The sequence below is a fragment of the Mesorhizobium sp. P2_D6 genome, from assembly GCF_056404315.1.
The window spans coordinates 281,422-306,439 of the sequence record NZ_JBFUEG010000005.1 but is presented as its reverse complement, the minus strand read 5'-3'; the positions used below and the strand labels follow the sequence as shown (position 1 = coordinate 306,439).

General features: G+C 61.0%; 30 protein-coding genes and 2 tRNA genes. 16 read left to right on the top strand and 16 right to left on the bottom strand.

The genetic code is table 11. The features are described from left to right. Positions 1–165 precede the first annotated feature (165 nt). Positions 166–849 carry a response regulator gene (locus AC1D1L_RS13560; protein WP_023681717.1) on the top strand — a complete coding sequence of 228 codons (684 nt, stop codon included), beginning with the start codon at positions 166–168 and terminating at the stop codon, positions 847–849. Between the two features lie 87 nt (positions 850–936). On the opposite strand, the gene AC1D1L_RS13555 is transcribed toward AC1D1L_RS13560, so the two are convergent. The 3 genes from AC1D1L_RS13555 to AC1D1L_RS13545 are packed head-to-tail and all read right to left on the bottom strand — an operon-like array spanning position 937 to position 3,914. Further along, positions 937–1,362 carry a lipocalin-like domain-containing protein gene (locus AC1D1L_RS13555; RefSeq protein WP_477341940.1) on the bottom strand — a complete coding sequence of 142 codons (426 nt, stop codon included), beginning with the start codon at positions 1,360–1,362 and terminating at the stop codon, positions 937–939. Positions 1,363–1,381: 19 nt separating this feature from the next. Then, positions 1,382–2,725, bottom strand: coding sequence for an ATP-binding response regulator (locus tag AC1D1L_RS13550; protein WP_477341938.1), 1,344 nt, complete (start codon positions 2,723–2,725; stop codon positions 1,382–1,384). A gap of 4 nt (positions 2,726–2,729) precedes the next feature. Beyond that, complete coding sequence (locus AC1D1L_RS13545) at positions 2,730–3,914, bottom strand: FIST N-terminal domain-containing protein (protein WP_477341936.1); 1,185 nt, start codon at positions 3,912–3,914, stop codon at positions 2,730–2,732. A 247-nt stretch (positions 3,915–4,161) separates the two neighbouring features. Between AC1D1L_RS13545 and AC1D1L_RS13540 the strand changes: the two genes are divergently transcribed. The 4 genes from AC1D1L_RS13540 to AC1D1L_RS13525 all read left to right on the top strand — a co-directional run bounded on the left by AC1D1L_RS13540 (position 4,162) and on the right by AC1D1L_RS13525 (position 8,079). Then, on the top strand, positions 4,162–4,662 hold the full coding sequence (locus tag AC1D1L_RS13540; RefSeq protein WP_112565388.1) for a (2Fe-2S)-binding protein: 501 nt from the start codon (positions 4,162–4,164) through the stop codon (positions 4,660–4,662). 109 nt (positions 4,663–4,771) lie between these two features. Next, positions 4,772–7,123 (top strand): xanthine dehydrogenase family protein molybdopterin-binding subunit, encoded by a 2,352-nt coding sequence (locus AC1D1L_RS13535; RefSeq protein ID WP_477341934.1) that lies wholly within the window; start codon positions 4,772–4,774, stop codon positions 7,121–7,123. A 12-nt stretch (positions 7,124–7,135) separates the two neighbouring features. Further along, on the top strand, positions 7,136–7,933 hold the full coding sequence (locus tag AC1D1L_RS13530) for an FAD binding domain-containing protein (protein ID WP_477341932.1): 798 nt from the start codon (positions 7,136–7,138) through the stop codon (positions 7,931–7,933). 35 nt (positions 7,934–7,968) lie between these two features. Next, positions 7,969–8,079: an MFS transporter small subunit gene (locus AC1D1L_RS13525; RefSeq protein ID WP_477341930.1), complete on the top strand. Its 111-nt coding sequence runs from the start codon at positions 7,969–7,971 to the stop codon at positions 8,077–8,079. A 3-nt stretch (positions 8,080–8,082) separates the two neighbouring features. On the opposite strand, the gene AC1D1L_RS13520 is transcribed toward AC1D1L_RS13525, so the two are convergent. After that, positions 8,083–8,586 carry an SRPBCC family protein gene (locus tag AC1D1L_RS13520; RefSeq protein ID WP_477341928.1) on the bottom strand — a complete coding sequence of 168 codons (504 nt, stop codon included), beginning with the start codon at positions 8,584–8,586 and terminating at the stop codon, positions 8,083–8,085. 149 nt (positions 8,587–8,735) lie between these two features. Between AC1D1L_RS13520 and AC1D1L_RS13515 the strand changes: the two genes are divergently transcribed. Beyond that, positions 8,736–9,974: a flavin-containing monooxygenase gene (locus tag AC1D1L_RS13515; RefSeq protein ID WP_477341926.1), complete on the top strand. Its 1,239-nt coding sequence runs from the start codon at positions 8,736–8,738 to the stop codon at positions 9,972–9,974. Between the two features lie 117 nt (positions 9,975–10,091). Here AC1D1L_RS13515 and AC1D1L_RS13510 read toward each other — a convergent pair whose 3' ends face one another. From AC1D1L_RS13510 to AC1D1L_RS13495, 4 genes are all read right to left on the bottom strand, one after another. Further along, the gene (locus tag AC1D1L_RS13510) at positions 10,092–10,598 is read right to left on the bottom strand and encodes a GNAT family N-acetyltransferase (RefSeq protein WP_477341924.1); all 507 of its coding nucleotides are present in this window, start codon (positions 10,596–10,598) and stop codon (positions 10,092–10,094) included. After that, positions 10,595–11,350 carry a copper homeostasis protein CutC gene (locus AC1D1L_RS13505; protein ID WP_477341922.1) on the bottom strand — a complete coding sequence of 252 codons (756 nt, stop codon included), beginning with the start codon at positions 11,348–11,350 and terminating at the stop codon, positions 10,595–10,597. Before AC1D1L_RS13505 ends, AC1D1L_RS13510 begins: the two co-directional genes overlap by 4 nt. A 107-nt stretch (positions 11,351–11,457) precedes the next feature. Further along, complete coding sequence (locus tag AC1D1L_RS13500) at positions 11,458–11,889, bottom strand: cupin domain-containing protein (RefSeq protein ID WP_477341920.1); 432 nt, start codon at positions 11,887–11,889, stop codon at positions 11,458–11,460. Positions 11,890–11,952: 63 nt separating this feature from the next. Beyond that, positions 11,953–12,114: a hypothetical protein gene (locus tag AC1D1L_RS13495; RefSeq protein ID WP_477341918.1), complete on the bottom strand. Its 162-nt coding sequence runs from the start codon at positions 12,112–12,114 to the stop codon at positions 11,953–11,955. 269 nt (positions 12,115–12,383) lie between these two features. On the opposite strand from AC1D1L_RS13495, the gene AC1D1L_RS13490 reads away from it, so the two are divergent. Beyond that, positions 12,384–12,701 carry a hypothetical protein gene (locus tag AC1D1L_RS13490; RefSeq protein ID WP_477341916.1) on the top strand — a complete coding sequence of 106 codons (318 nt, stop codon included), beginning with the start codon at positions 12,384–12,386 and terminating at the stop codon, positions 12,699–12,701. 921 nt (positions 12,702–13,622) lie between these two features. Here AC1D1L_RS13490 and AC1D1L_RS13485 read toward each other — a convergent pair. Then, on the bottom strand, positions 13,623–14,300 hold the full coding sequence (locus AC1D1L_RS13485) for a GDSL-type esterase/lipase family protein (RefSeq protein ID WP_477341914.1): 678 nt from the start codon (positions 14,298–14,300) through the stop codon (positions 13,623–13,625). Between the two features lie 921 nt (positions 14,301–15,221). On the opposite strand from AC1D1L_RS13485, the gene AC1D1L_RS13480 reads away from it, so the two are divergent. Beyond that, positions 15,222–16,112: an adenylate/guanylate cyclase domain-containing protein gene (locus tag AC1D1L_RS13480; RefSeq protein ID WP_477341912.1), complete on the top strand. Its 891-nt coding sequence runs from the start codon at positions 15,222–15,224 to the stop codon at positions 16,110–16,112. Here the strand turns inward: AC1D1L_RS13480 and AC1D1L_RS13475 are convergent. Next, positions 16,099–16,242 carry a hypothetical protein gene (locus AC1D1L_RS13475; protein ID WP_477341910.1) on the bottom strand — a complete coding sequence of 48 codons (144 nt, stop codon included), beginning with the start codon at positions 16,240–16,242 and terminating at the stop codon, positions 16,099–16,101. The two genes, AC1D1L_RS13480 and AC1D1L_RS13475, sit on opposite strands and share 14 nt — an antisense overlap. A gap of 494 nt (positions 16,243–16,736) precedes the next feature. Between AC1D1L_RS13475 and AC1D1L_RS13470 the strand changes: the two genes are divergently transcribed. Continuing rightward, positions 16,737–17,426, top strand: a complete 690-nt coding sequence (locus AC1D1L_RS13470; RefSeq protein ID WP_477341908.1) for a hypothetical protein — start codon at positions 16,737–16,739, stop codon at positions 17,424–17,426. Positions 17,427–17,650: 224 nt separating this feature from the next. On the opposite strand, the gene AC1D1L_RS13465 is transcribed toward AC1D1L_RS13470, so the two are convergent. The 4 genes from AC1D1L_RS13465 to AC1D1L_RS13450 all read right to left on the bottom strand — a co-directional run bounded on the left by AC1D1L_RS13465 (position 17,651) and on the right by AC1D1L_RS13450 (position 18,995). Then, positions 17,651–17,830, bottom strand: a complete 180-nt coding sequence (locus AC1D1L_RS13465; protein ID WP_477341906.1) for a hypothetical protein — start codon at positions 17,828–17,830, stop codon at positions 17,651–17,653. Positions 17,831–18,143: 313 nt separating this feature from the next. Beyond that, on the bottom strand, positions 18,144–18,323 hold the full coding sequence (locus AC1D1L_RS13460; RefSeq protein ID WP_477341904.1) for a hypothetical protein: 180 nt from the start codon (positions 18,321–18,323) through the stop codon (positions 18,144–18,146). Between the two features lie 23 nt (positions 18,324–18,346). Beyond that, entirely contained in the window at positions 18,347–18,469 is a 123-nt protein-coding gene (locus AC1D1L_RS13455) for a hypothetical protein (protein ID WP_477341902.1), read from the bottom strand. 304 nt (positions 18,470–18,773) lie between these two features. Continuing rightward, the gene (locus tag AC1D1L_RS13450) at positions 18,774–18,995 is read right to left on the bottom strand and encodes a helix-turn-helix domain-containing protein (RefSeq protein ID WP_477342188.1); all 222 of its coding nucleotides are present in this window, start codon (positions 18,993–18,995) and stop codon (positions 18,774–18,776) included. 271 nt (positions 18,996–19,266) lie between these two features. Between AC1D1L_RS13450 and AC1D1L_RS13445 the strand changes: the two genes are divergently transcribed. From AC1D1L_RS13445 to AC1D1L_RS13435, 3 genes are all read left to right on the top strand, one after another. Continuing rightward, entirely contained in the window at positions 19,267–19,563 is a 297-nt protein-coding gene (locus AC1D1L_RS13445) for a hypothetical protein (RefSeq protein ID WP_477341900.1), read from the top strand. Next, positions 19,560–19,787, top strand: coding sequence for a hypothetical protein (locus AC1D1L_RS13440; protein WP_477341898.1), 228 nt, complete (start codon positions 19,560–19,562; stop codon positions 19,785–19,787). The genes AC1D1L_RS13445 and AC1D1L_RS13440 overlap by 4 nt, the downstream gene beginning before the upstream one ends. Before the next feature lie 113 nt (positions 19,788–19,900). Beyond that, positions 19,901–20,203, top strand: coding sequence for a hypothetical protein (locus AC1D1L_RS13435; protein WP_477341896.1), 303 nt, complete (start codon positions 19,901–19,903; stop codon positions 20,201–20,203). A gap of 745 nt (positions 20,204–20,948) precedes the next feature. Here AC1D1L_RS13435 and AC1D1L_RS13430 read toward each other — a convergent pair. Both AC1D1L_RS13430 and AC1D1L_RS13425 read right to left on the bottom strand, forming a co-directional pair. Then, entirely contained in the window at positions 20,949–21,179 is a 231-nt protein-coding gene (locus AC1D1L_RS13430; RefSeq protein ID WP_477341894.1) for a hypothetical protein, read from the bottom strand. Positions 21,180–21,355: 176 nt separating this feature from the next. Next, positions 21,356–21,430, bottom strand: a tRNA-Asn gene (locus tag AC1D1L_RS13425). A 232-nt stretch (positions 21,431–21,662) separates the two neighbouring features. Between AC1D1L_RS13425 and AC1D1L_RS13420 the strand changes: the two genes are divergently transcribed. The 4 genes from AC1D1L_RS13420 to AC1D1L_RS13405 all read left to right on the top strand — a co-directional run bounded on the left by AC1D1L_RS13420 (position 21,663) and on the right by AC1D1L_RS13405 (position 24,803). Beyond that, positions 21,663–21,923, top strand: a complete 261-nt coding sequence (locus AC1D1L_RS13420) for a hypothetical protein (protein WP_352557443.1) — start codon at positions 21,663–21,665, stop codon at positions 21,921–21,923. A gap of 447 nt (positions 21,924–22,370) precedes the next feature. Further along, positions 22,371–22,444: transfer RNA gene (locus AC1D1L_RS13415), tRNA-Cys, on the top strand. Positions 22,445–22,553: 109 nt separating this feature from the next. After that, complete coding sequence (locus AC1D1L_RS13410; protein ID WP_477341892.1) at positions 22,554–23,228, top strand: protein-L-isoaspartate O-methyltransferase family protein; 675 nt, start codon at positions 22,554–22,556, stop codon at positions 23,226–23,228. 186 nt (positions 23,229–23,414) lie between these two features. Continuing rightward, a complete protein-coding gene (locus tag AC1D1L_RS13405) occupies positions 23,415–24,803 on the top strand; it encodes a TolC family outer membrane protein (RefSeq protein ID WP_477341890.1) in 1,389 nt (462 codons plus the stop codon). The last annotated feature ends 215 nt before the right edge of the window (positions 24,804–25,018 follow it).

Genomic DNA, 25,018 nt, shown 5'->3' with positions numbered 1-25,018 from the left:
TGGACGGCCGGGCAAGGCATGAGCGTCGCGAAAGCGTCGGCGCCGCCTTGATTGCTTGGAAGAAGTCGGCTTCGCCTCCGGGGTTAAGATGGCGATAGACTATTTGCCAATAAGCTGGCCATACCAGCGGGAGTATCCTGTCCAGGAAGGACTGAAACGAACCCCATGACCGCAATCAACGATCGCGCCCGGTTCCTGATCATCGACGACCATCCGCTGTTTCGCGAGGCGTTGCACAGCGCCGTTCAGATGGCCTACCCGGAAGTCGACACGGTGGAGGCGCGCTCGATCGCCGAAGCGCTGGACCTTCTGGGCGGAATAAAACCGTTCGATCTGGCCCTGCTCGATCTCAACATGCCCGATGTCCATGGCTTCGACGGGCTGCTGCAGCTCAGGACCCGCCATCCGCGGCTGCCAGTGGTCGTCGTGTCGGGCTATGAGGAGCCGAAGATCATCTCCGAGGCGCTGTCCTATGGTGCTGCCGGCTTCATCCCGAAATCGGCGCGCAAAAGCGATCTCGCCGCCGCCATCCGCTCGGTGATGGAGGGCGCGATCTATGTGCCGGAAAACTACGAGGGACAGCCGCCGGACGCCGACAGCACCGACCGCGCCGACATGGTGCAGCGCCTGGCCAAGCTGACGCCGCAGCAGCTACGCGTGCTGCAGATGCTGCGCCAGGGCCTGCTCAACAAACAGATAGCCTACGAGTTGCAGGTCGGCGAGACCACGGTGAAGGCGCATGTCTCGGAGATATTGCGCAAGCTCAACGTCTACAGCCGCACGCAAGCGGTGATCGAGGTGTCGAAGCTGGACAATGCGGAGCTGTTTCGGGATCAGGCGGGGTTTTGAGGGGGGCTGAAAGGCAGCACTGTCATCGCACCGTCGAGTTGATGACCTGCAAACCAGCGACTGGCTGCGAACTCAGCGTGGGGAAAATTACTCGCGTCTAAAACGGAGAATCCCCCTTCCTATTGGATTTCCTGATACCAACGGATTCGGCATCCAGGCCGTAAAGACGTCGAGGGTGTCTCCATCAACCTTGTAGAATCGTTCCTGCTCACTGCCGTTCCAGGCTTCATTCCAAGATGAGTCAATCTTGGTGATGAACCTATCGCCGTCTATCCGATACCGTCCGGTATAGGCCATCACAGTACGGAACAGTGCCACCAGTTTCTCATCTGTATTCCCTGGCTCCCGCGTCTCTGCGGTAACCAGCACCATCATTCGCCCATCCGAGCCGAAAATAAGGTACCCATTGGGGTCGGCGCCCCACGGTTGACTGCGCTCTTTTGAATCCTGAAGCTCGGTATCAAAAGAAACCAAACGCCAGGAACCGTGGAGTTTGGTGCCGGGCTCAGACATATTCGCTCCTGTAGCAGTTTTAAGCCAACAAATGCGCCAGCAGCGCCCTTAGCTGCGCTGGTTTCAGCGGCTTGCGCATCAGTTCGATGCCGGCGGCGCGGGCGGCTTTGGCGACGGCTTCGGAGGCGTCGGCGGTGACGATCAGTGCCGGCACGGCGCGGCCGATATAGTCGCGCACTTCGGCTATTGTTGCGGTGCCGAGGTCGCCGTCGTCGAGATGCTGGTCGGCAATGACGATGTCGGGCACCCAGTCGGTGTCGCCGAGCAGGCCGAGTGCGTCCTCGGTCGAGGTGGCGGCGCGCACCAGGCATTGCCAGCGCTCGAGCAGGAAAGTCATCGCCTGCAGCACATCGGCGTCGTTTTCGACCAGCAGCACCTTGGTGCCGAACAGGCCGTAGCCGCGCGGACGCTCCATCTCGGCAAGGCTGGCGATGGCGTCGGCGCTGGCGCCTATGCCGACCGGAACATCGATGTGGAAGATCGTGCCGCGTCCGACCTTCGAGGAGAACGTCACGGGATGGCCGAGCGCGGCGGCCATGCGCCGCACGATGGCTAGGCCAAGCCCCAGCCCGCCGCCGGAGATTCCGGCATCGGCCGGAATGGCGGAGCCGCGATGGAACTCCTCGAACACCGCCTCGCGCTGGTCGTCGGGAATGCCGCAGCCGGTGTCGGCGACGTCGATGCGGATGGTGTCGCCGCGATGCCTTGTGCCGACCAGCACGCCGCCCGAACGGGTATAGCGCAGCGCATTGGACAGGATGTTCTGCAGGATGCGGCGCAACAGCGTGCGGTCCGAACGCACCACGGCGCTGACCGGGCGGAATTTCAGTGTCAGCCCCTTCAGCTTGGCAACCGGCTGGAAATCCGAGCGTAGCGAGGAAAACAGCGTCTCCAAATTGACGTCGCCAATGTCGGGCTGGACCACGCCGGCATCGAGCTTGGAAATGTCGAGCAGCGTGCGCAACAGGTCTTCCATGGTCTCCAGCGAGCGCTCGACCTGACGGACGAGTTTCTTGCCCTCGTCGCTGGTTTGCACTTCGGCCAGTGCCGAGACGGAGAGGTGGGCGGCGTTCAGCGGCTGCAGCACGTCATGGCTGGCGGCAGCCAGGAACCGCGTCTTGGACAGGTTCGCCAGTTCGGCGTTTTCCTTGGCGGCGCTGAGGTCGATGTTCGACTGCTCCAGCCGGCGCAAGGTCGAGTGCAGTTCCTCGGTGCGGATGCGCACCCGGTTCTCCAGCGAAATCGCGGTCTGGAACAGCGAGAAGGCGTTGCCTTGCTGGTCCATCGAGCGCTCGACGCGGCTGACCAGAGCGGCGTTGATCTTCTTCAGCCTGTCGACGTCGTCGATGTCCCTGAGCGGCATGGGCCTATTCCGCCGCCTGGCGTTCGCCGAAAGCGATGCCGGTGAAAGTCTGGTTAAGATGCATCGAGCGATACTGCTCGCCATAGGTGCCGAAGCCGATGACGTTGTTGACCCGGTAAAGCTCCGAAATGTCGCGGAAAACCTGGCGGTTGCGCGCATCGAGCCGGCGCAGCACGCAATCGAAACCGAGGATCATGTCGATGCCACCCAGCCGCTCCTCGACGTCGCGCAGTGCGGCACGCGTCGATTCCACCATGTCCTTGGGCTGGGCGATGGACAGCACGACGCCGTCGTCGATCGCGCAGAAGAACGACAGCGAGCCGTCGGGATGCATCTTCTGGATCGAGCGGCAGTAATATTCGCCACCCACCTTCACCACCACCGGATGCGAGGCGAAGCTCATCGGCGTAAGGGTCTCCGCGACGATGCCGACCGAGGCGGCATATTCCTCGGCCGCATTGGTGGCGTTGAATTCGCGCACGGTGCGGTGGTCGGGATCGGATGCCGTCACCACCAGCTTCTCGTCTGTGGGGACGAAATTGTCGGTCTTGAAGACATGGAAGGGAATTTCGGTTGATATCAGCACGATGATGGCGCTGTCGGAGGCCACCTTGCCGTTCGAGATCAGCCTGGTGGTTTCGAATTTCAAATCGTCGCCCGCCGAACCGCCGATCAGCGGGATGTCGTCCAGCCCCCAATGGATGGCCGAGGTCACCGCTTCCTCGGCAAAGGACAGGCCGTCGATGAAGCAGAGCGCAAAGGTGCTGTTGGAATGGCAACTGCCGATGCGCCCGCGCAGCAGGCGCCGCAAGGCCTCGACTTCACCGGTGATCCTGTCCATGCCCGACGAGGAGAGATTGTCGACCATGGCGCTGACCGCGCAGAATGAGGCCGAAGGAAGCAGAAGAGCCAGCACATGGCCTTCCTCCAGCCCCTGCGGGGTGATCTCGCCGGCAGTCGAGCAGGCGGCATAGGCCAGCGTCGGCGCATGGGTCTTCAGCGCTTGCGACAGGGCGGTGGCGTCGACCAGGCTCTGCGAGAAGAACAGCAGCGCAAAGCCTGCGTTGATGGCAGCGGCCTCGGTGGCGACCGCCCGGGCGAATGCATCCATGTCAGGCTCGTCTGTGGTGAGCGCCGACAGACCGGATGCATAGCTCGTCCGTGAACTGGCCAGCAGCTTTCTCCGCATTTCCTCCGACGCGTTTTTGTGTGCGCCTGTTTTTATGTCTTTTGGCGCCAGCGTCGGTGACATTGTTGCCTTCAATCCGCACTTTGGCAATGGGGCGGGCGAGCCCATGATTTTCGTTTCTCCATGACCGAAAGTACAATGAGCACCGTGTGTTTTTTGCGCGTTGTGCGGTGTACGAATAGCGCCTGGCCGAGCGCCAAAGCCGCATCGGCAGCATGATTACCGAGGTTATACCCAGGGAGGATGCATGTCGGACGTTTCGTTTGTCGTGAACGGAAAACGGGTCAGCGGCGCTGCCGAGGACCGAACACTTCTGGTTCATTTCCTGCGCGAAAATCTTGGTCTCACCGGAACGCATGTCGGCTGTGACACCTCGCAATGCGGCGCCTGCGTCGTGCATGTCGACGGCAAAGCGGTGAAGTCCTGTTCGATGCTGGCCGTGCAGGCCTCCGGGTCGACCGTGGTGACGATCGAGGGGCTGGCCAACGGCGCCGACCTGCATCCGGTGCAGGCCGCGTTCAAGGAACATCATGGGCTGCAATGCGGCTTCTGCACGCCAGGCATGATCATGACGGCGACTGACATGATCGCGCGCCATCCCGAAGGCCTCGACGAGGCGACGGTTCGCACCGAGCTCGAAGGCAACATCTGCCGCTGCACCGGCTACCACAACATCGTCAAGGCGATCCTCGCCGCATCGAAAACGATGGCGAAGGCGTCGAAGGGCAGGGCGAAACAGGCAGCTTAGGGAGCAGGCAGTAGGGAGCAGGGCAAAACGGCCATACTGAACCGCGAGATCTCCCCCTACCGCCTAACTCCCTACTGCCTATTCCCTTGAATTCCGGAGGAATTTTCTTATGGGTATTGAAGGTATTGGCGCTCGGGTCGCGCGCAAGGAAGACAAAAGGTTCATCACCGGCGCCGGCCGTTATGTCGACGACATGGTGGTGCCCGGCATGAAGCATGCCGCCTTCGTGCGCAGCCCGCACGCCCATGCGCAGATCAAGAAGATCGACGTCAAAAAGGCTCAAGGCATGCCCGGCGTCATCGGCGTCTTGACCGGCAAGGAACTCAAGGCCGACGGCATCGGCAACCTCATCTGCGGCTGGATGATCCATTCCAAGGATGGCTCGCCGATGAAGATGGGCGCCTGGTCGCCGCTCGCCGTCGACAAGGTGCGCTATGTTGGAGACGCCATCGTCATCGTGGTGGCCGAAACCAAGGGCCAGGCACGCGACGCGGCAGAAGCCGTCGAGATCACCTACAAGGAATTGAAGGCGGTGGTCGATGCCACCAAGGCGCTGCAAAAAGGTGCGCCGCAGGTCCATGCCGAGGCCGAGGACAACCTGATCTTCGACTGGGAGATCGGCGACGCCAAGGCGACCGACGCGGCGATCAAGGCCGCGGCCCATGTCACCCGCATGAAGATCGTCAACAACCGGCTGGTTCCCAACGCCATGGAGCCGCGTGCCGCCCTTGGCCATTACGACAAGGCCGAGGACCATTACACCTGCTGGACGACCTCGCAGAACCCGCATGTCGCGCGGCTGGTGATGAGCGCCTTCTACAATGTCGCGCCGGAGAACAAGCTGCGCGTAATTGCGCCCGATGTCGGCGGCGGCTTCGGCTCGAAGATCTATATCTATCCCGAAGAGATCGTCTGCCTGTGGGCGTCGAAGAAAACCGGTGTGCCGGTCAAATGGGTCGCCGACCGCACCGAAAGCTTCCTCACCGACGCGCATGGCCGCGACCATGTCTCGACGGTCGAAATGGCGTTCGACAAGAACAACCGGATCACCGGCTTCAAGGTCGACACCATCGCCAATCTCGGCGCCTACATGTCGCTGTTCTCGTCCTGCGTGCCGACCTATCTCTACGCGACGCTGCTGTCGGGCCAGTACAACATCCCGGCCATCCACGCCAATGTGCGCACCGTCTACACAAACACCGCACCCGTCGATGCCTATCGCGGAGCAGGGCGGCCGGAGGCCACCTATCTGCTGGAACGCACCATGGAGACGGCGGCGCGCGAACTCGGGGTGTCGCCGGCCGAACTGCGGCGCACCAACTTCATCACCTCCTTCCCGCATCAGACGCCGGTGATCATGAATTACGACGCCGGCGACTACGGCGCTTCGCTCGATGCGGCGACAAAGGCGTCCGACTATGCCGGCTTTGCCAAGCGCAAGGCGGCCGCCGCCAAGCAAGGCAAGCTGCGCGGCATCGGCATGAGCTGCTACATCGAGGCCTGCGGCATCGCGCCGTCCGCGGCGGTCGGCTCGCTCGGCGCCGGCGTCGGTCTGTGGGAATCGGCCGAGGTGCGGGTCAACGCCGTCGGCACGATCGAAGTGTTGACCGGCTCGCACAGCCACGGCCAGGGCCATGAGACGACCTTCGCGCAACTGGTCAACCAGCGCTTCGGCGTGCCGATCGACTCGGTCTCGATCGTCCATGGCGACACCGACAAGGTGCAGATGGGCATGGGCACCTACGGCTCGCGCTCGGGCGCCGTCGGCATGTCGGCCATATCAAAGGCGCTCGACAAGGTCGAAGCCAAGGCCAAGAAGATCGCAGCCCACCTGCTCGAGGCCGATGAGGGCGACATTGTCATCGAGAATGGCGAGGTCAAGGTTGCCGGCACCGACAAGAGCCTGCCCTGGTTCCAGGTGGCGCTCGCCGCCTACACCGCCCACAATCTGCCGGCAGGCATGGAGCCCGGCTTGAAGGAAACCGCCTTCTACGATCCGGCGAACTTCACCTTCCCGGCGGGCTGCTACATCTGCGAGGTCGAGATCGATCCGGAAACCGGCACGACCGAGATTATCCAGTTCGTCGCGGCGGACGATTTCGGCAACATCATCAACCCGATGATCGTCGAGGGCCAGGTGCATGGCGGCATTGCCCAGGGTATTGGCCAGGCGCTTCTGGAAGGCGCGCATTACGACGCCAGCGGTCAGCTGCTGACGGCAAGCTACATGGATTATACGATGCCTCGCGCGGGGGACCTGCCGTCGTTCAAGGTCTCGACCTCGAACACGCCGTGCCCGAGCAATCCGCTCGGCATCAAGGGCTGCGGCGAGGCTGGCGCAATCGGCTCGCCGCCGGCGGTCATCAACGCCATCACCGACGCCATCGGGATCACCGACATCGCCATGCCGGCATCGCCGTCCACGGTCTGGGCAGCCATCCGCGCGGCGACGAAGCACTGAGGAGGAACGAAAATGTATTCGGTCAATTACCATCGCGCCACCTCAGTCGCCGACGCCGCCAAGCTGATCAAGAACGGCGACGCCAAACTGCTTTCGGGCGGCATGACGCTGATCCCGGCGATGAAGACGCGGCTTGCAGCACCCTCCGACCTGGTCGACCTGTCGCGCATCAAGGAGCTGCAAGGCGTCAAAGTGTCGGGCAAGACCGTCACCATCGGCGCCGCTACCACCCATTACGACGTCGCCAATGACGAGAAGCTCAGGAAGGCCTGCCCGGCATTTGCGCATTTGGCGTCGCTGATCGGCGACCCTGCCGTGCGTTACAAGGGAACGATCGGCGGCTCGGTCGCCAACAACGATCCGGCCGCCGACTATCCGGCGGCACTGCTGGCGCTGGGCGCTACCATCGTCACCAACAAGCGCGAGATATCAGCCGCCAAATTCTTCACCGGCCTGTTCGAGACGGCGCTGAAGGACGGCGAGATCATCACTGCGGTAAGCTTCACCGCGCCGGCCAAGGCGGCTTACGAAAAATTCCGCAATCCGGCATCTCGCTATGCGATCGTCGGCGTGTTCGTGGCCAAGGGCAAGGACGGGGTCAGTGTTGCCGTCACCGGCGCCGGCGATGACGGCGTATTCCGTTCGAAAGAGATCGAGGCGGCACTGGCGAAGAACTTTGCCGCATCGGCGCTCGACGGCGTCAAGGTTTCGGCGAAGAATTTGATGACCGACCTCCACGCCTCGGCCGACTACCGCGCCAGCCTGATCGCAGTGATGGCAAAACGCGCGGTGGCGGCCGCCAACGCCTGAATTTTTCTGACATGAGTGACTGGAAAGGGGCCCTCGTGGCCCCTTTTTATACGCTCAAGCTTATGCTCGCCTGGCTGCTCGTCGGCATTCCGCTGCCGTGGGGGGTCTGGATGACCGTCAACAGCGCCATGGCGCTGTTCCAGTAGCGCTCAGGGAGGCGGCATCAGGGCTGCTTCGCCCTTCTTCTGCGCCACGAGATAGCGGCGCAGGCCGGCTTCGCCGCGCGGCGTCGTCCAGCGATGGTTCCAGGCAAAGGCCGGCCTGAGCAACGGCGCCAGGAATTTGAGGATCGGCCTCTCGACCGTCACCTGCCAGACGAGATCGACGTGGGTGCCGGTTCCCGAAGGCGACAGTTCCGCCCGCCACAGGCCATCGAAATCGCCGAATGTCTTGACCACCACCAGCTGGCCGGGCTCGAGGTCGGCCGCCTCGATGATGAAGTTCAATTCATAGGGCAGGGCGCCGCGCGCCCGGGCTTTGGCGCGCGAGCCGACGACGCCCTTGCCCTTGCGGTCCAGCGGCACGACCTCCTTGTAGACGTCGCCCCACCACAGCGGCAGCAATTCGGCATCGGAGAGCACGTCCCAGACCTGTTGCGGCGTCGCCTCGGGAATGTCCCAGCTTTCGTCGAAGCGGAAGACGTTGCTCGGCATTGGTGTTTCGCTCCCGGCTGCTGGAAACCGCTACATTAGTTCTGGCTTGTTTACGGCGCCAGAGCCGCTCGCCGACGCTGGACTCATGGCGATGAACAAGGCTTAATTGTCGCGGCGATGGGGGATGCCGATCATGAGATCACCCGGCAATGAATGATAGTGCCGATGTTCTCGATGCTGTGGTTGTCGGGGCCGGTTGGGCGGGGCTCGGTGTAAGCTATTGGCTGGCACGAAAAGGCCTGCGCCATACCGTGTTGGAGCGGGGTCGCATAGGAGAGACCTGGCGCACGCAGCGGTGGGCTTCCTTTCATATGAATAGCCCTAACGTGCAGACCGTCATGCCGGGCGACCTCTACGAGGGTCCGGATCCGTATGGGGTCCTCACGCGCGACCAGTTCATCGCTCTCCTTGAGGATTTCGCCGGGAGAAATGGGCTGCCTATCCAAGCCGATACTGCGGTGAGCGAACTCACCCAGGACGATGGCGTCTATCGGCTGACCACCTCGAACGGAATGCTTCGGGCGCGCAACGTGGTTGTCGCAAGCGGCAACCTGAATTGCCCCGTGCGCCCAATCTCATCAGATGGGTTGCCACCTTACATCTACCAGATCGACGCCTCCGGCTACCGCAGCGCTTCCGATCTACCCGGTGGAGCGGTGTTGGTGGTCGGAAGCGGTCAATCAGGTGCTCAGATCGCGGAGGAACTGGCGCAAGCGGGGCGGACCGTCTTCCTTGCGACCAGTCGCGTCGGGCGGCTCCCACGGCGCTATCGTGGACGCGACGTCATGCTCTGGCTCGAGGAAACCGGATTTCTCGACGTGCGGCGAGAGGAGGTCATTCGGCTTGCGGGACGCATCCCCGCGCGTGGTGTGCTCGGGTCGGAGCACACGATAAGCCTTCAGTCGCTCAGCGCCCAAGGTGTTGTGCTTCTCGGGCGGTTGACCGGCGCTGCGAATGGCGGCCGTCTTACGCTCGCCGACGATCTCGAAGCAAATGTCCGCTTTGGGGACCAGGCCTCCGACAATGTCAAACGTTATATCGATGATTACATAAGCCAGGCCCGGATAGACGCACCCGTATCGGATCCCGACCCCGCGGAGACCGTCGCATGGCGTCGACCGGATTCCTTCATCGGTTCGCTCGATCTTTCCGGATCCGGCATCACGAGCGTGGTGTGGTGTACAGGCTTCAAGGGCGATTTCAGCTATGTGAGACTTGCTGATGCGCTGGACGCTGCGGGACAGCCCGTTCATACGGATGGCGTGGGTGTCCTGCCGGGCCTCTACTTCGCCGGCCTGGATTTCGCCTCCACCCGCAAATCTGGAATCATATTGGCCATTGCCGAGGAAGCACCTCGCCTTGTCGAACACATCGCAAGGCATTCGTGACCCCGTTTGGCACAGGCAAGAAGCACTTCGCCGTCAGGGCGGGAAATCAGGATCGGAGGTCGGCTGCCGACGCTTTGCGCCGCCAGTGTCACGTCATTCCCTTTCCCGGGAAACCGCTCACGCTTTTCCTGAATTGCTCTGGATCTGCCTGAGGTAGTAGCGCACCGCCTTCTTGCCGCCATATATCACCGCGTCGCCGACCTCGGCGAAGCCAAGCGCGGCGTGGAAGGCGTCGGAAGCCGGGTTGGGCGGATCGGCATTGACCTCGCAAGTGACGATGCTGTGGCCGGCGCCTGTAACCTCTGCGAACAGATCCTCATAAAGGCGGCGGGCATGGCCGCGGCCGCGCGCTTCGCCGGCAACGACGACGCGGTCGACATAGACAAAGCGTGGATAGCGCGATCGGAACCAGAGGAAATTCGGGCTATCGTAGCGCGCATCCTGGTCAAAGGTCATGATGAAGGCTTCGAGGGAGCCGATGCGCCTGATGTAAAACGCTTCGCTAAGCAGGAAGGATAGCCGTTCGGGTTCGAGCCATGACAGCTCGGCCGCATGCTCGTTGTTGAGCGCGAGGATCGCCGCTTCGTCCTGGGGCGAGACGCGGCTGATCGGCGTGGCCGTCATGTCCTGACTGCCGCAATCGTCGCCGCCACCAGCGCCGCGTCGGTCACCGTGGTGCGGTACTCGCGGTCGAGATCGGTGCCGCCCATCCCGACTTGCGGGTTGCGGTAGGTCATTGTGCTCGGCACGTCCTTGAGCGCGGCGAAATGCATTTCCGTCAGCCCGGTGGCTGCCAGCACCCCAGCGATGTTTCCGGGATCGAGAGCGCCGCAGCCGAGGATGATGATGCGGTTGCCGGCCTGGCGGACCAGCTCCGCCAACAGGCCGGCGCCTTCCACCGCGGTGTCGCTCTGGCCGCTGGTCAGCACGCGGCCGACCTTGCAGCGGATCAGCGTTTCCAGCGCCTCGGCGGGGTCGCGGGTCATATCGAAGGCGCGGTGGCAGGTGACGGCGAGCGGAACGGCCGCCTCGACCAGTGCGCCCATGCGCGCCTCATCGATGGTGCCGTCGGCATTGAGGCAGCCGACGACGACGCCGGCGACGCCGAGATCGCGGAGCGATGCGACATCGGCGAGCATCGAACGGTATTCGGCCTCGCTGTAGAGGAAATCGCCGCCGCGCGGGCGCACGATGACATGGAAGGGAATGGTCGCGCTCTCGAGTGCAGCGCGCACCGTGCCGAAGCTGGGCGTGATGCCGCCTTCGACCAGGCTGGCGCAGAGCTCGACCCGGTCGGCGCCGGCGGCCTGCGCCGCCAGCAATCCGTCGATGCCTTCGACGCAGATTTCGATCAGGGGGCGAGCATTTCTGGCCAAGGGGCGATCCTTTATGATTTAAAGACGGCCAGCCCTAGCAGGGGCTCGGTTGCCGGGGAAGCGGAACAGCCAGTCGCCGCTTGGGCCAGCCGGCAACCCGGCCGCTGTTATTGGCGCAGCACCGTGTTCTTGGCGCCTTGCTCGACCTGGTCGATGACCAGGAGCTTGACCGGGTCGTCGCCGATATTGGTCGCCTGGTGCCACTGGCCGATCATCTCGACGATGAAATCGCCAGTCTTGTAGGTGTTGCTGTTGCCGGTCTCGACATTCGTCACCTTGAGCATTCCAGCCTCGACATAGGCATAGCGGGCAAACGGGTGCTTGTGCACCGGCAGCGTGGCGCCCACCGCAATATCGTAGGTCGAGACCAGCACCTGGACATTTTTCTGCGGCAGAACGATCGGCTGGCCGGAAGCCGTCTGGGTGCGATCGGCAAGCGGCGTCACGACGACGGGTGGGCTGGAACTGTCCAGAGCCGCAGCAGGATTTGCAGATAGCGCGGCCGCGAACAGCAGCGTCGATGCCAGAATCTTTCGCATGGGTCCTCCAGGTTTTGCCGCCACGCCGCGCGGCAGGGATGAACGCGAGCTGGCGAGCCTTGGCTATCTGTACGCCTTGAAGGCAATCAGACCAGAGAAGACGATTATCGCCATCAGGATCAGCACCCACGCACCGACGTTACGCGAAAGGCGCCTCCGGCGACCGCGCACGGCCTGGTCCCTCCAGCGTTTGGGCTGATCAGCCCCTATATTCAGTTTGTCCATTTTGCCTTCTCCCGCGAGTACAATGCGGTTCATGCCATTTGGAGTCCAGATGTTGTCCCTGCCGTCCTATCGCCGCACCTCTGGACACCGCTTCGGGGTTTTGCACAGAGCTAGTTTTTTCGCGCCGATGGCATGTCGCGCATCTCAAAGGATCGTTTCCATAGGCCGATCCCAGATCGAACTGAATTCGATGTGAATCCCTGCTAAGCGTGGGCAAGGCTTCATCAAAATGAACGGCGACATGGTTCACGAATGTATGGAATCGATGGATGGAACAGCATCGGGAGTTCGAGGTTGCAGGAATGTGTTGGCTGGGAGATCGCCCAGGTGCGCGGTCCGCGAAAACGGTCATCGAGGTCGAATGCGCTGAACGTGTAGCCAAGACGGCCAGATTGAAATCGCTTCGCCTGGCGCAAATTTTGCTGGAGGCGGATCCGTGCGTTTCATTCAACGAGGAACTCGACTGCTCGGTGCTTGTCGCCGTACTGGCGCGGGAAACTAAACGCCCACGTCCCGAATCCAGCGTGGGCCATCACCGGCTGCTGGATCCCAGCACGACTATTTCCCTCTTTTCCATCAAAGTCTAACGACTGGCAAAACGCACCGGAAAGTACCTGTCGTAACCGTTGATTCAACCATTGCTGGTACTAATGGGTTGTGTGGGAGCGGCTCCGACAGTGCGGCGGGGGTTGGGTTGCCGGAGCCGCCTGCGCAGCCGGTTGGGATTGACCGCGCCGTCCTATTCTGGGACAGCGCGGTCAATGATTCGTTAAAATTCTCCGGATCTAATTAAGTGCATACTAATTGATTGCCGGTTGGCGGCAGGGCACTGCGCAACGCGATTACGCGACGCTGGGCGTGACATCCTGGGGGCAATGATTCGGCCGGCGGCAGTTCAGCCAAGCGCTTCTTGGCAACGCAATGCCATCTTTAAGTTGGTCGGTGATGTAAAGGGGCCGGCGCCGCAATGGAGGTTGCCTGATCAGCGCCGGCCAAGCGGGTATCAGCTTCGCCGCAGCTGCAGCGGTAGCTGATTCTTGACGTAACGTCATGCCGTCCTGTGATGGGCACAATCGCTGGCATTGAAGCCAATCTGGTGAAGCCTTCCCGCCCGACATGACAATTTGGCGGTTCGATGTCCGACATCGTCGACAAGTGAGGGCCGTCAAAGTGAATTGGTTAACAGATTGGCAGAACGGCCTCTGATTTGATCGGGGGAAGACTTGGCACCTTTTTGTGCAAGTCTGGAATTGCCGGCTAATCCCGGCCCTGATTTGTGTGACAAATCGGGATGGGCTCGTCGGGAGTTGGGGTTGGGGCCAACATCCGGCGAGTTCCGGTTCACAATGGGAGATAGCTGCCAAAGGCGAGACCTGACCTTCGAGGATCATGTCCCGGCTCAGCTAAGCGAGCATGGGTTCGGCGACTTTGCCAGAAAAAAGGTCGCGCACATCAGCCGGCTGCTTGTCTAGGCGACATTTCCGTGGAGTTTTGCGCGGGGCGGCTGTTCAACGCAGTTGCACCTGGGCGAGCAGCGCCTCAACCATAGGGAGCATGTTTCTAACGACGATCGCATCACCCGCTGCATTTGGGTGGTCGTGGTCCGGTTCAAGCAACTCCGGATGCCCAGTCACGCCCTCCTTGAAGTCGGCGTAGAGCAAGTCCCCATGCTTGGTCGCTAGCTCGGAGAACATCTTTGAAAACAGCTCGGCATAGTCAGCCCCGAGCCTAGACGCGCAATAACCATAGGCCTCGGTTCCAACCACAAGCACTGGAACGCGCTTCTGGTCGAGGATACTCAGAAACTGGTCGAGGTTCGCTCGCGTATCCTTCAGGTCGATTTGAGCGCAATCGTTCTGACCCAATTCAACGATGACAACGTGGTTTGCAGGGTTCGCCTGCAGGTCAAGGCCATCCTTGGATTCCGCCAGCCAAGCGAGACCCCGTTCGCAGTCGTTTCTGTACCCCACCTCGACAATTGTCACTGGGTGCCCGGCAGCGTTCAGCGCCGACTTGAGCGTGGCCGCGAATGCGTCAGCCGGAGCTAGTCCATAGCTGTTGATGTAGCTGTCGCCGAGGGTGACGATTGTCAGAGGTGCATCCTCGGCATCCACGTTGCCGGCTAACCCCAACATTGCGGAAAGTGCGGCAAGGACCACAAACGAAACGCCACGCACTTTTGTCATTGATCTACCTCTCAGCGAGACCATTCGGGGCCATCATGGCCTAAACCTCAGAGCCGGCGATGGATCGTAATAGCACATTCCCATATGACCATGGGGCAAATTTCAAACTGAGACACTACCCGCTTCGCTGGCGGGCGCGCGCCTAGCCGCCTGCTAGACCAACAACCAATCCGAAATGTGAGTTGGCAGGCTCGCGTGCTCGATGCCAGCAAGGCCGGCATCAGGTAGGTCAACGGTTGCATGGGGAGAAAATGCTCACCCGGGCCTTTGGGATAATCGGGAGCGGCCAGGAACAGGGTATTGACATCGAACGGCCTGGGGAGCGGCCGACGTCAAGTTGGGCCTCGTCGCGACCGTGAAGCATACTCGCGGCGCGGAGGACTTGCGGCACGCCTCGTTACAGGATTTCCGCGAGGAGACATGATGCGGTTTCGTTGCGGAGGTAGAACGCTTGGACCGACGATTAACATCCCTTATCGCCGGTTTTGTCCGGCCGCCCTTCGTTCATTCGAAAAGGCGACGGGACACCTTTCGACCCCTAGCTTGGCGGCTGCGCCGGCCCTGTCCCCGTTCCACTGGAGCAACTGCACTTCCTTTCCAGTGATAGCCCGCACGGCGTTCAAGAGCACCTCATGCAGGAGACGGGTAGCTCGGTAGTGGCGATAGGGGGTTGGGTGGGCAGGCGCCGGCCAAAGGCGGGTAAGGTCCGCCGCTTGAGAAGCGTAACTGAGTCGCCTGCGTGCCCTTAATGGTGTGATCGCCTAAGTCAGCCGGTGGCCGGCAGCATCACCACCGCAACCGCCCGGACGGCTATCAGAGGCAGGCGGGCCATGCCCACCATGTCGTGCTGACGGTAGCGCCATACTGCGCTGCCGTGCATTCTACAACGCAAGCATAGGCCGGTGCCGGAGTTTTAGGACGATGGATCAGGAAAGAGTTCTAGCCGCAGTCCTCTTAGCCGATGTGGTGGGCAGCACGCCGCTCTATGAGCGCATCGGCGACGATGCCGCTCTGCAGCAGGTCTCGGATTGCCTAGACGCGATACGCGAGATCGCCTCCCGGAACGGCGGTGATTTCATTCACTCGAAGGGCGATGACGTGCTTAGCCTGTTCGAGAGGCCAGAGGGGGCGCTGAGGGCCGTCCGTCAAATTGTCAGCGAGCTGACGAGAGGGTCGCTGACTACCCGGATCGGATTGCACTTCGGGGCGGTTATTCGCACGCGGGGCGAAGTATTCGGCGACGTTGTCAATGTCACCGCAAGGTTGTCCACCACGGCCAACCCGGGGGAGGTGTTGATCAGCCAGAGCTTCTTCGAAGCCCTTTCCTTAGAGGGTCGCAATTCCTTGCGGCTCATCGACAAAATGCCCTTCAAGGGGAAGGAAGAGCCGTTCGACGTCTATACCCTGGGTGGCGATGATGGGGCGCTCACTACGCAGATCGCCAGCCGGGGCACCATTATCGATAGGCGGTTCGCCCCGCCAAGGCACATCAATCTGGTCATCCGCTATGGAGATCAGTTGCGATCTTGCCGCAACAACGAATTCGTAACCATCGGCCGATCTCCTGAATGCAATATCATCGTCCCGCGGCCCTGGGTCTCAAGGCACCACGCGACCTTCACCATTTCGAACGGCAGGGCGGGGCTTGTCGAGCGAAGCTCGTCGGGCACATTTGTGTCGACTGGACCCGACCATGAAGTGTTCGTTCGCCGGGAAGCAGTTCTCCTGTTCGGCTCCGGCGTCATCTCGCCTGGGCGGAGGTCGTCCCTCAGCGACGCTCAGATCCTTAGCTACGAAATTATCTCAGGCTGACCCGGCTGGAGAGGATCAGGGCGGCGAGGGCGAGGTGAATCGCCAATGCTGCAGCAAAGGCGCGCCAATCCCGTCTCGGCCGTGTCCGTTGCAGGCCGATCAAATCGTCAAAAACGTGTTCCATGGCCATTTTCTCTCCTTCGAGCGATCTCATGCAGATCGGCGCCTAGCGAAGTCGAGTTGTGTAGATATGCTGTAGATCAGCCAATTTTCGGCTGTTCCTGCAACTCTGAAACCTATGGAAATGTTGGCTCCCCGGGCCGGATTCGAACCAGCGACCAACCGGTTAACAGAGGGTTTCCCGTGCGATTGAGAAAAAAAGGTGTCGGAACTTTCTGAGGAAAAGTCACGGAAAGCTGGATGTTAAACGCAAGAGCCGAGGCATCGCCTACAAACTGAAAATGTTCTGGGCCTGCGAGATCCTGGAGCTTGCGATGAGCCCGGCAACGGTACGCCTCGAGCCCGATCGACTGGCATCAAGCGAGAAGCGAAACCGGACTACCACAGTCCGCCTAATACTACAGAGGAAACTAAGGACACTGGAGAAGGCACTGAGGGAAGCAATCTAGGCGTCTGCACGCGCGAGGCTCCCCTCTCCGCCTACGCCACGGCAACGAGGGGCACATGACTAAGCGGGTCCGGCCTGGTTCAACCCGCTCGACGTCCTTCGTTGTTGGAGGATCGCTCCCGGTTTGCGCCATCAACCAGAGATCGCATCTTTCGGCGGCGAGCGATGTTTTCAGCCAGCATATCTTCTGTGCGCTGAAGTGCGAGTTCGGCGCGGTGGATCTGCTCCTCGGCATCTGTAATCGCGTCAAAGTTCGGGTTCGGGATCACGGGACAACCTCGCTGCGCTGGTTTGAGCTACAGGCAAGCGAAACATCTCCCGGCTGTTTAGGTTCCGTCACGGTTGGCTACAGACTGTCACACGCCCTCGCGGGGACGGACTCACATGCCGAGCGTTTGTGTGCTTCCGGCGGGCCGAACAGCATCGGCGAGCATTTCCGCCGCTGCCTGAACTCTCTCAGCCGCATCGTCGACCTTTTCGAAACGCTTGATCATTCGATCGTGGAGCAACGTCAACCGGGCGGCATGGTAAATCACGCTGCGCTTGTGTCCGTCCGAGTTGAGCGGTTCAAACAAATTGGGCATGGTGACGGCTCCTCAATAATGCGCTGTCGGGGTAGAGCTTATCTTCCCGAAGCGCTGTCGTGCGCCGCATCCTTTCGGTTCGTGGCCCCTTCAAAAGTGGAATGGTCGCTCACCACTTTTGTTCCAAGGCGCAATGTCGCGCCAGCATCGTGGGGCGGCTGATGATCTCGACACCGCTACATTTGCGAGCCGTGTGCCCGATTATCGTTGGATTCCGGCCTGACGGGACCGCGATATCGCCGCGGTGGCGCCGCGCCTATAAGTTCGCGGACTCGCGGCTGTTGCTCAGAAGGGCGCGCGTCGACGTGTGGCGCCTTCGGCACGAGCCAAGCCGGCAGAAATTCCCTGAGTACCGATTTGACGTAATTCATCACAGCTCGTCGTGCCTAGTGTCGCTTGGCCGTAGTCGCATCGAGCAAATCCGCCAGCGCTTCCTCGACCTTATCGGCCGCAGCCGCGGTCATATCCATGTGGAACAGCACTCGGTGCGTCAGCATCGCGATCTTGGCATCGCGAAACAACTTGGTGTGCCTGAGCGGCGCGGTGTCGAAATCTCCAACCAGCATGAGAGGGAAACATCTGCGCTACTCGTTGGTTCCGATGCAACCCGGCGGGGGGACAATTGGTCGGTCGGCATGGGTGAGCGGAACAACCTCGCAGACACGAGGCGCGCAATAGCCCCGCGGCTGGAGCGCTCACTGCTGGATGCCAAAATCGAGGTGGTTGAAACGGCCTGCCTGAAACGCGGCATCCCACTGACGGCAGGAGGCAAGCGGCCATGCCTATCATGTCGCGCTGCCGGTGGCGCCAGATCGCGCCGGCAAGCATCGAGGCGGTGATGGCGGCGATGTAGATGGGGACAAGGTTCGCCGGGCCGGACTAAGGCAAAGAAGCAACGGCGGCCCATGCTTGAACCACGGTTGCCGCGACGCCAATGAAGGCAATGCAAAGACCGACAATTGCCAGGCCGCGCTCAAAGTCCGTGAATCGCTTCTCGGTAACGAGCCGCTTGCCATCCCAGAACATTTCGTTGGTCTTCTCGTCGATCCCGATAAGCACTAATCCGGTAAGGCTGATAGGGCTTACATGGTCGGCCAGTCTGGCGGCCGCGGCGGCACAACATTCTGTGCGAACCGGTTCTTCCGCACGACGTCCCAGTTCATATAGGTGATGCCGTCTTTGAAAGTGCTGACCTGCTCTTCCATGTTGCGAGCCCCTTATTTTGCTTCGCCTTGGCAAGCGCGACATCACGCGCAAGCTCGTCTACGCTTTCCGGATGAGCTTGCCAGCCCTGACAATTCGGAATGCGTCGATTTCACCAGGGATGGGCACAACGCTGCTGCCATCGGGCAACTCAAAATACCTCTGGGGTTTTAAGCGCCTTGCCATGCGGTCAGGATGGATCTCGTTCGATTGCAGGGTGAGTTCGAACTCGATAACCAGATAGATCTTCCCGTTGTCGTCAGATGCTTCAAAGCGCCGATCTCCCTTCCGCCGCTTGACCGAAAACTACCCATTGTCTCCACCCCTCTTACTCAACCTCACGCCCGCGCCGCCGCCGTTCTCGGGGATGAACTCGACACCGGCCGAGATCAAGGCTCGTTCGATCGCAGCCAATGCATCTTCAGAGCCACCATACCTGCCTGTCTCGAAATTCGAGATGGTGTTGCGGTGAATTCCGGCAGCCTTTGAAAGGTCGGCGAGGGACCAGTTTAAGGCCGCTCTGGCCATCCTCACTTGTGCAGGCTTCACAACTCGTCTTCCTTGTGCTAATTTCACAAGTGTAAGTATCACAACTGACTGGAGATATTCAATGCCGAACACACCCGTTCAGGCAGCCGGCGGAGCTATGCCCGCCCTCTGCCGCATCTTCCGCCTTCGCCTGGCACTCCTGCTTTTGCGCACGGCGAACCGTCTTTCCGACCGTGCCAAGCGCATCATTGATGACTACGAGGCTCGGCGATGAACGCCCACGCTGAAGCCCTTGGGATGCCCGCAAGGCGTGGATCCGCGCACATGGCGCCAGGAAGTCGAGAAGCGCCTGAACGACCTCCTGGACCGGGCCATGTCTCTAGTGACCGCGCTCGACCTCATGGAGGCCGATTGGGATCTGGAGGAGACCGCGGACGACGAGCCGACGTTAGGTTGGGTCGATCGCGGCAATCCGGGAAACACGCTTGATCTCGAGCTTGACACTTGCGACGACGAGGACACCCACGACGCGGAGCCCGATCAATGCGATGGCGAGCCGGTCACCTGGGAAACGGATCTGTCGCAGGAAGTGCTGGTATCGCTATGAGCCGCTTTGTCGATCACCGCGACATGACGGCGGCCGATATCATGGCCTGTAGCTGCGAGGCGATGGCCATCATTCATCTGTGTGAAGCCGCCGCTTGGGCGATCCAGAACGGAGGCGGCAATACCTTAGGGCTCGCAGACGCCATAGGGTCCGGGCTTCATCTGGCACAGACGCTGCTGGAGTCCGTTCACGAAGCCCTCGCCAGTCATGAGGGCGGGCACTGATCATTCCGTAGCCGAAACAATCGAGCCCGCTGCCTCATGGTGGCGGGCCTTCCGCTTTTTCACCCCTCAGCTAAATTGGCTAGGCAAAAGGGTTTGGTCGGTGGGATGCTCCAATGTCAGATGCCGCAAAAATCGAGGTCCAGCATCAGGACGCTAATCATGCCCTGTTCCTCGTGCTCTTCGAGTGCTGCCTGATGATAATAGAAGCCAGCGGCGAGAGCGAAGGCGCGGCTACCGCATATGCCAAAAACCTGCACGGCTCAGGCAAGTCGAAGATGGCCAACAAGGAGATAGCCGACTGCGCCTACCACCTCACATTGCACCTAAAATCGTCGGCAGAGCCACGAGCCGACATGATCAGAAGGGTGCTTGCCCATCTTATGCAAGCCGACCGGTGGGAATCAAAGCTTCGGTAGGCCGCTGCCTCACGGTGGCGGGCCATTTTGTTAGCCCGCCTTTATGCGCGTCTCGCACTGTGGAACGCATTTGTGATGTCGTCACGGGAAATCCCGATGTCGCTGAGCATGTCGTCTGGTGACTCGCTCAGCTCGACCGTTGCCTTCAACTGCGCCTTCTGTTTGGCTCGATGATGGAGCCAATCGGCTAGGGGACCAACTACGACAAGAGGAAGGTTCAGAAGCATAGGAACGTTCACAAGCATCGGAGTACTCCCTTCACCGCTGCAGGAAACTACACGCAGCAAGCTAGGCCGATGCGTCGATGCGTCTGTGACAAAATTCACAGATGCCTCGGTGGCGGGCTTTTGGTGCACTCGGCAGGGTTCGAACCTGCATCTACCCGGGAAGGTCCTCTGTCCTAGATTGAGCTACGAGCGCTAGCATTGCCAGGCTAAAAGAGCTGGGTCGCTCGAACATCATGCATTTAGAGCAAGGGGGCAGAGAGTAGCGCTTCTCTACTTTCTATATCGCCCCTTCTCGCACCAGTATCGGACAACGACACCCGATTGTGCCTGAAACAGACCGGCTGCGATTTGACAATTCTCGCGGTTGTAGGCTTCTGTCTCGGCCGCGTCGAACGTTGCCAGATGGATCCGCATTTCGGCGGCGGCGGAGCTTCGGTAGAGTGTATAGATGACGGAATCGTCACCCTTTGGCGCGCAGCCGGCCAAGACCGAAATCAGCGCCAAGACGCGGGATAACCTCATTTCAACATCATCGGTGCGGCGAGCGGCAACCACGTGACTTCGCCGGTAGCCGTGCGGACCAAAAACCATGTTTGGGCAGTCTGCCTGTCGAGCAGAACAGTTGTCGGCTGTGACTGGCCCGGATTCATGTAGGCAGCGATCGAGCCCTGTGAAACCTGATAGCGAGGTTCGCTGTTTGAGCAGCCGGCGAGCGCAATCATAGCGATGCCAACAATCGCACTTCGCATCGTCCCCTCCATGTCACGTTTCGTTGTCGCGCGACCAACCGACAGTCGCAGGAAACTAAGAGGAATCAAACGCCAGGCCTTTCGATTCTGCGGCAAGCATTCGAGACCGGCGTACATATACCGTACATAACCGAAAAATCTTCGGTTTTCTGGCTTTGCTAAGTGCTTGGAAATGTTGGCTCCCCGGGCCGGATTCGAACCAGCGACCAACCGGTTAACAGCCGGTTGCTCTACCACTGAGCTACCGGGGAACAGAGGCTCTCATGTGAGTGGCGCAGCCTATAGCAAACCCGTTTCGGCTTTGCAAAGAAGCATTTCGCATTTTTTTAGCGCTTTTTCATGCAATGGTTTCTGGCAATCGCCCGATGACACCACATATGAGCGGTCTTGGACGCCGTCCGGCCCTGGTCGGCGGAACCGAAAGGGCGATTGCAGCCTTTACCAATATGGCTTTAACTGGTGGCAACCGGATCGACGTTCGACATGACTGCAGCAGGCGAAAACCAGGCACCGGCGCGGAAAATTTCGGTGTTCGGCCGCGAGTTCACCATGCCGCGCTCACGCGGCCTCAGGATCGCCATCGGCGGCGTGCTGGTGTTTTTCGGCATTCTCGGCTTCCTGCCGATTCTCGGTTTCTGGATGATTCCGCTCGGCCTTTTGGTGCTTTCCTACGAATTTGCCGCGGTGCGCCGCCAGCGGCGGCGGTTCGTCGTCTGGTGGGAACGACGCCGGCGGCCGGGTTGAATGCGATGGGCGCACGGTCCCGGCTCAGCCGTCGCTGCGCTTTTCCAGCCCCTCGCAGATTTCCTTGAGGACGGCAGCCGCTGAAGCCAGCCGCGCGATCGTGCGGCGAGAGCCGGCTTGCGCCCTCGATGGCAAGGCGGTCGATCGCGTAGCGCACAAGCTGTTCGCAGCGCAGCAGCGACAATCTGCCCGATGTGTTGGATTTCCTGTCTGCCGCGGGCTGACACATGGATTACCTCCATCTTCCGCTACGCAGAGCCATGGGTTCGAGTTTCGCCTGCTGCTCGGTCATGCTTAATGACCGGCTAATATGCTGGCGTGGTAAGCGATTAAACCGCTCGGGAACCACGTCGCGGAGGCTGACGCGGAAAGCGCGCCGGAATGCTGCGCGGACGCTTGACGACCTTTCGCCATCACCATATTGAGTTCGCTCGCCGGGAGCGACGAGGCCTCGTGGCGGAGTGGTTACGCAGAGGACTGCAAATCCTTGCACCCCGGTTCGATTCCGGGCGAGGCCTCCAGTTGCTTCAGCTCCCGCGCGGCGGGGGCTTGAGTTCCGGTCGAATGCGCCGCAGTGTTGGCGCGGCTAGCGCCTTTCGGCGCATTGGTTTTTGACGGATTGGTTGGGACATGAGCGCTGATTTCTCCGAGCTTCGCGTCAAGATGGTCGACGGCCAGGTCCGCACCACCGATGTGACCGACGCAGCATTGCTCGATGCCATGCTTGCCGTGCCGCGAGAGGCCTTTGTAGGGGCCGGCCAACAGGCTCTTGCCTATATTGACGAGGATATCCGCATCGCCGACAGCGCCGACGGCAGCGGTGCGCGCTACCTCATGGAGCCGTCGCCGCTGGCCAAGCTTTTGCAGCTGGCCGAGATCGACGCCGGCGATTCGGTGCTCGATGTCGGCTGCGGCACCGGCTATTGCGCAGCACTCCTGTCCAGGCTGGCAAAATCCGTCATTGCGCTGGAAAGCGATGCCGGACTGGCAGAGACGGCCAAGGCCGCACTCTCGGCGCAGGGCTGCGACAATGTCACCGTGGTCACCGGGCCGCTGCCGCAAGGCCATGCCGCCAAGGCGCCCTACAATGTGATTCTGATCGGCGGCAGCGTCGAGGAAGTGCCGGCGGCGCTGCTCGGCCAACTCGCCGAAGGCGGCCGTCTGGTCGCCGTCGAAGGGCAGGGCAATGCCGGTGTGGCCCGTTTGTTTTTCAAAGCAGGGGGGGTTGTAACCGGAAGAAGGGCATTTAATGCGGCAATTAAGCCACTACCGGGATTTGAACGTATTCATGCGTTCGAATTCTAAGTGATTTTGCCTTGCAGCAAAGGCGCTGTCATGTTGGCTTGCGATTGGACAATCGTTGCTGATTTGGTTAACCGGTGTTTCGGGAGGCCGTCAGCGGGGGAACGATAAATCGACGCGGCGCTGGCTGATCCCTTGGGATTGGCTGGCGTGGCGTGGTTCCCGTGCAAAACGAATGAGGGATTTAAAGTGCCGTCCTTAGCCAAAAGCTTGTTTGCTACCGTCCTTATTTCCGCGACAGCGCTTTCGCCGATAGCCGCCTCGGCGGAAACCATTCTCGGCGCGCTTTCCAAGGCCTACCAGAACAATTCGTCGCTGAATTCGGCCCGTGCGGGCGTGCGCGTCACCGATGAGGGCGTGGCGATCGCCAAGTCGGGATACAGGCCGGTCATTACCGGGAGTGCGGACGTCGGCTACGCCAGCCGGCACCTCAACGGTTCAAACACCGGCACTCGTCTGACAACCGGGAGCTTCGGCGTCGCCATCAATCAGATGCTGTTTGACGGGTTTCAGACCAAGAACAACGTCGCGGCAGCCGAGGCGCAGGTCAAGGCGTCGGTCGAGAGCCTGCGCAACACCGAAGAGAATACGCTGTTCAACGCGGCAAGCGCCTATATGGATGTCATCCATGACCGTCAGGTGGCGGTGCTGACCGAACAGAATTTGCAGTTCCTGACCGAGCAGGCGCGCGCGGCACGCTCGCGGTTTGAGGTCGGCGAAGGTACGCGCACCGACGTGGCGCAGGCCGACGCCTCGCGCTCGGAGGCGGTGGCGCAGTTGAGTGCGGCCCGCGCGCAGGCGCTGGCCAGTGCCGCAACCTATCGCCAGATCGTCGGTGACGAGCCGGGCAAGCTCAAGGCGGCGTCGCCATTGGCGAAGCTTTTGCCGAGGAGCCTCGATGCGGCGATCGACATCGCGGCGACCGAACATCCGGCCATTCTTTCTACCGAGCATCTGGTCGACGCGGCCGCATTTCAAGTGAAGTCGCACGAAGGTGCGCTGCTGCCGCAGCTTTCCGCTTCCGCCGGCGTTTCGGACGACTACTCCAAAAACTCGCCGGAAACCTTGACGTCGCAGAATGGCACCACCCGTTCCGCTAACATCGGTGCGACACTGACCATTCCGATCTATTCGGGTGGCCGCACCTCGGCCCTGGTCCGCCAGTCGAAGGAATCGCTCAGCCAGGCTCGCATCGAGGTCGATGTCAGCCGCGACCAGGTGCGTCAGGCGGTGACATCGGCATGGACGCAATACACCTCTGCACAGGAGAGCGTCGCGGCCAACCGGCAGGTGATCGCCGCCGCGCAGTTGGCTTTGAACGGCGTTATCGAAGAGCGCAATGTCGGCCAGCGCACGACGCTCGATGTGCTGAACGCCCAGAACGATGTCATTAGCGCCAAGATCAACCTTGCCACCTCCGAGCGCGATGTGGTGGTGGCGAGCTATGCTATTCTTTCGGCTATGGGCCGCCTGTCGGTCGAGCGCCTGGCGTTGAATGTGGTGAAGTACAAGCCTGAAGAGCACTACAGAGCCGTCAAGGACAAGTGGATCGGTCTGCGCACACCGGATGGCCGCTGATCGCGCCCAGGCGGTTTCAAGTCCCGGCAGGATTGGAGTGTTGGAGCGCCGTGCATCCCAGGGATGCACGGCGCTATCCTTTTGTGCCGACAGGATCTTTTCCGAAGAAGGTTTTCGGTTCGCAGCCATGTCTAAATTGTTGAAATCCCGCACCTCCCGAGATTGGGGATTCTCCGATGGCGATCCGTCGGCTACGCTGTCGCCATGATTCGTGT

Coding starts and splice junctions, on each gene's coding strand:
- AC1D1L_RS13560 (WP_023681717.1), top strand. CDS start 166: ATGACCGCAATCAACGATCGCGCCCGGTTCCTGATCATCGACGACCAT.
- AC1D1L_RS13555 (WP_477341940.1), bottom strand. CDS start 1,362: ATGTCTGAGCCCGGCACCAAACTCCACGGTTCCTGGCGTTTGGTTTCT.
- AC1D1L_RS13550 (WP_477341938.1), bottom strand. CDS start 2,725: ATGCCGCTCAGGGACATCGACGACGTCGACAGGCTGAAGAAGATCAAC.
- AC1D1L_RS13545 (WP_477341936.1), bottom strand. CDS start 3,914: ATGCGGAGAAAGCTGCTGGCCAGTTCACGGACGAGCTATGCATCCGGT.
- AC1D1L_RS13540 (WP_112565388.1), top strand. CDS start 4,162: ATGTCGGACGTTTCGTTTGTCGTGAACGGAAAACGGGTCAGCGGCGCT.
- AC1D1L_RS13535 (WP_477341934.1), top strand. CDS start 4,772: ATGGGTATTGAAGGTATTGGCGCTCGGGTCGCGCGCAAGGAAGACAAA.
- AC1D1L_RS13530 (WP_477341932.1), top strand. CDS start 7,136: ATGTATTCGGTCAATTACCATCGCGCCACCTCAGTCGCCGACGCCGCC.
- AC1D1L_RS13520 (WP_477341928.1), bottom strand. CDS start 8,586: ATGCCGAGCAACGTCTTCCGCTTCGACGAAAGCTGGGACATTCCCGAG.
- AC1D1L_RS13515 (WP_477341926.1), top strand. CDS start 8,736: ATGAATGATAGTGCCGATGTTCTCGATGCTGTGGTTGTCGGGGCCGGT.
- AC1D1L_RS13510 (WP_477341924.1), bottom strand. CDS start 10,598: ATGACGGCCACGCCGATCAGCCGCGTCTCGCCCCAGGACGAAGCGGCG.
- AC1D1L_RS13500 (WP_477341920.1), bottom strand. CDS start 11,889: ATGCGAAAGATTCTGGCATCGACGCTGCTGTTCGCGGCCGCGCTATCT.
- AC1D1L_RS13495 (WP_477341918.1), bottom strand. CDS start 12,114: ATGGACAAACTGAATATAGGGGCTGATCAGCCCAAACGCTGGAGGGAC.
- AC1D1L_RS13490 (WP_477341916.1), top strand. CDS start 12,384: ATGGAACAGCATCGGGAGTTCGAGGTTGCAGGAATGTGTTGGCTGGGA.
- AC1D1L_RS13485 (WP_477341914.1), bottom strand. CDS start 14,300: ATGACAAAAGTGCGTGGCGTTTCGTTTGTGGTCCTTGCCGCACTTTCC.
- AC1D1L_RS13480 (WP_477341912.1), top strand. CDS start 15,222: ATGGATCAGGAAAGAGTTCTAGCCGCAGTCCTCTTAGCCGATGTGGTG.
- AC1D1L_RS13475 (WP_477341910.1), bottom strand. CDS start 16,242: ATGGCCATGGAACACGTTTTTGACGATTTGATCGGCCTGCAACGGACA.
- AC1D1L_RS13470 (WP_477341908.1), top strand. CDS start 16,737: ATGACTAAGCGGGTCCGGCCTGGTTCAACCCGCTCGACGTCCTTCGTT.
- AC1D1L_RS13465 (WP_477341906.1), bottom strand. CDS start 17,830: ATGCTGGTTGGAGATTTCGACACCGCGCCGCTCAGGCACACCAAGTTG.
- AC1D1L_RS13455 (WP_477341902.1), bottom strand. CDS start 18,469: ATGGAAGAGCAGGTCAGCACTTTCAAAGACGGCATCACCTATATGAAC.
- AC1D1L_RS13450 (WP_477342188.1), bottom strand. CDS start 18,995: ATGGCCAGAGCGGCCTTAAACTGGTCCCTCGCCGACCTTTCAAAGGCT.
- AC1D1L_RS13440 (WP_477341898.1), top strand. CDS start 19,560: ATGAGCCGCTTTGTCGATCACCGCGACATGACGGCGGCCGATATCATG.
- AC1D1L_RS13435 (WP_477341896.1), top strand. CDS start 19,901: ATGTCAGATGCCGCAAAAATCGAGGTCCAGCATCAGGACGCTAATCAT.
- AC1D1L_RS13430 (WP_477341894.1), bottom strand. CDS start 21,179: ATGCGAAGTGCGATTGTTGGCATCGCTATGATTGCGCTCGCCGGCTGC.
- AC1D1L_RS13420 (WP_352557443.1), top strand. CDS start 21,663: ATGACTGCAGCAGGCGAAAACCAGGCACCGGCGCGGAAAATTTCGGTG.
- AC1D1L_RS13410 (WP_477341892.1), top strand. CDS start 22,554: ATGAGCGCTGATTTCTCCGAGCTTCGCGTCAAGATGGTCGACGGCCAG.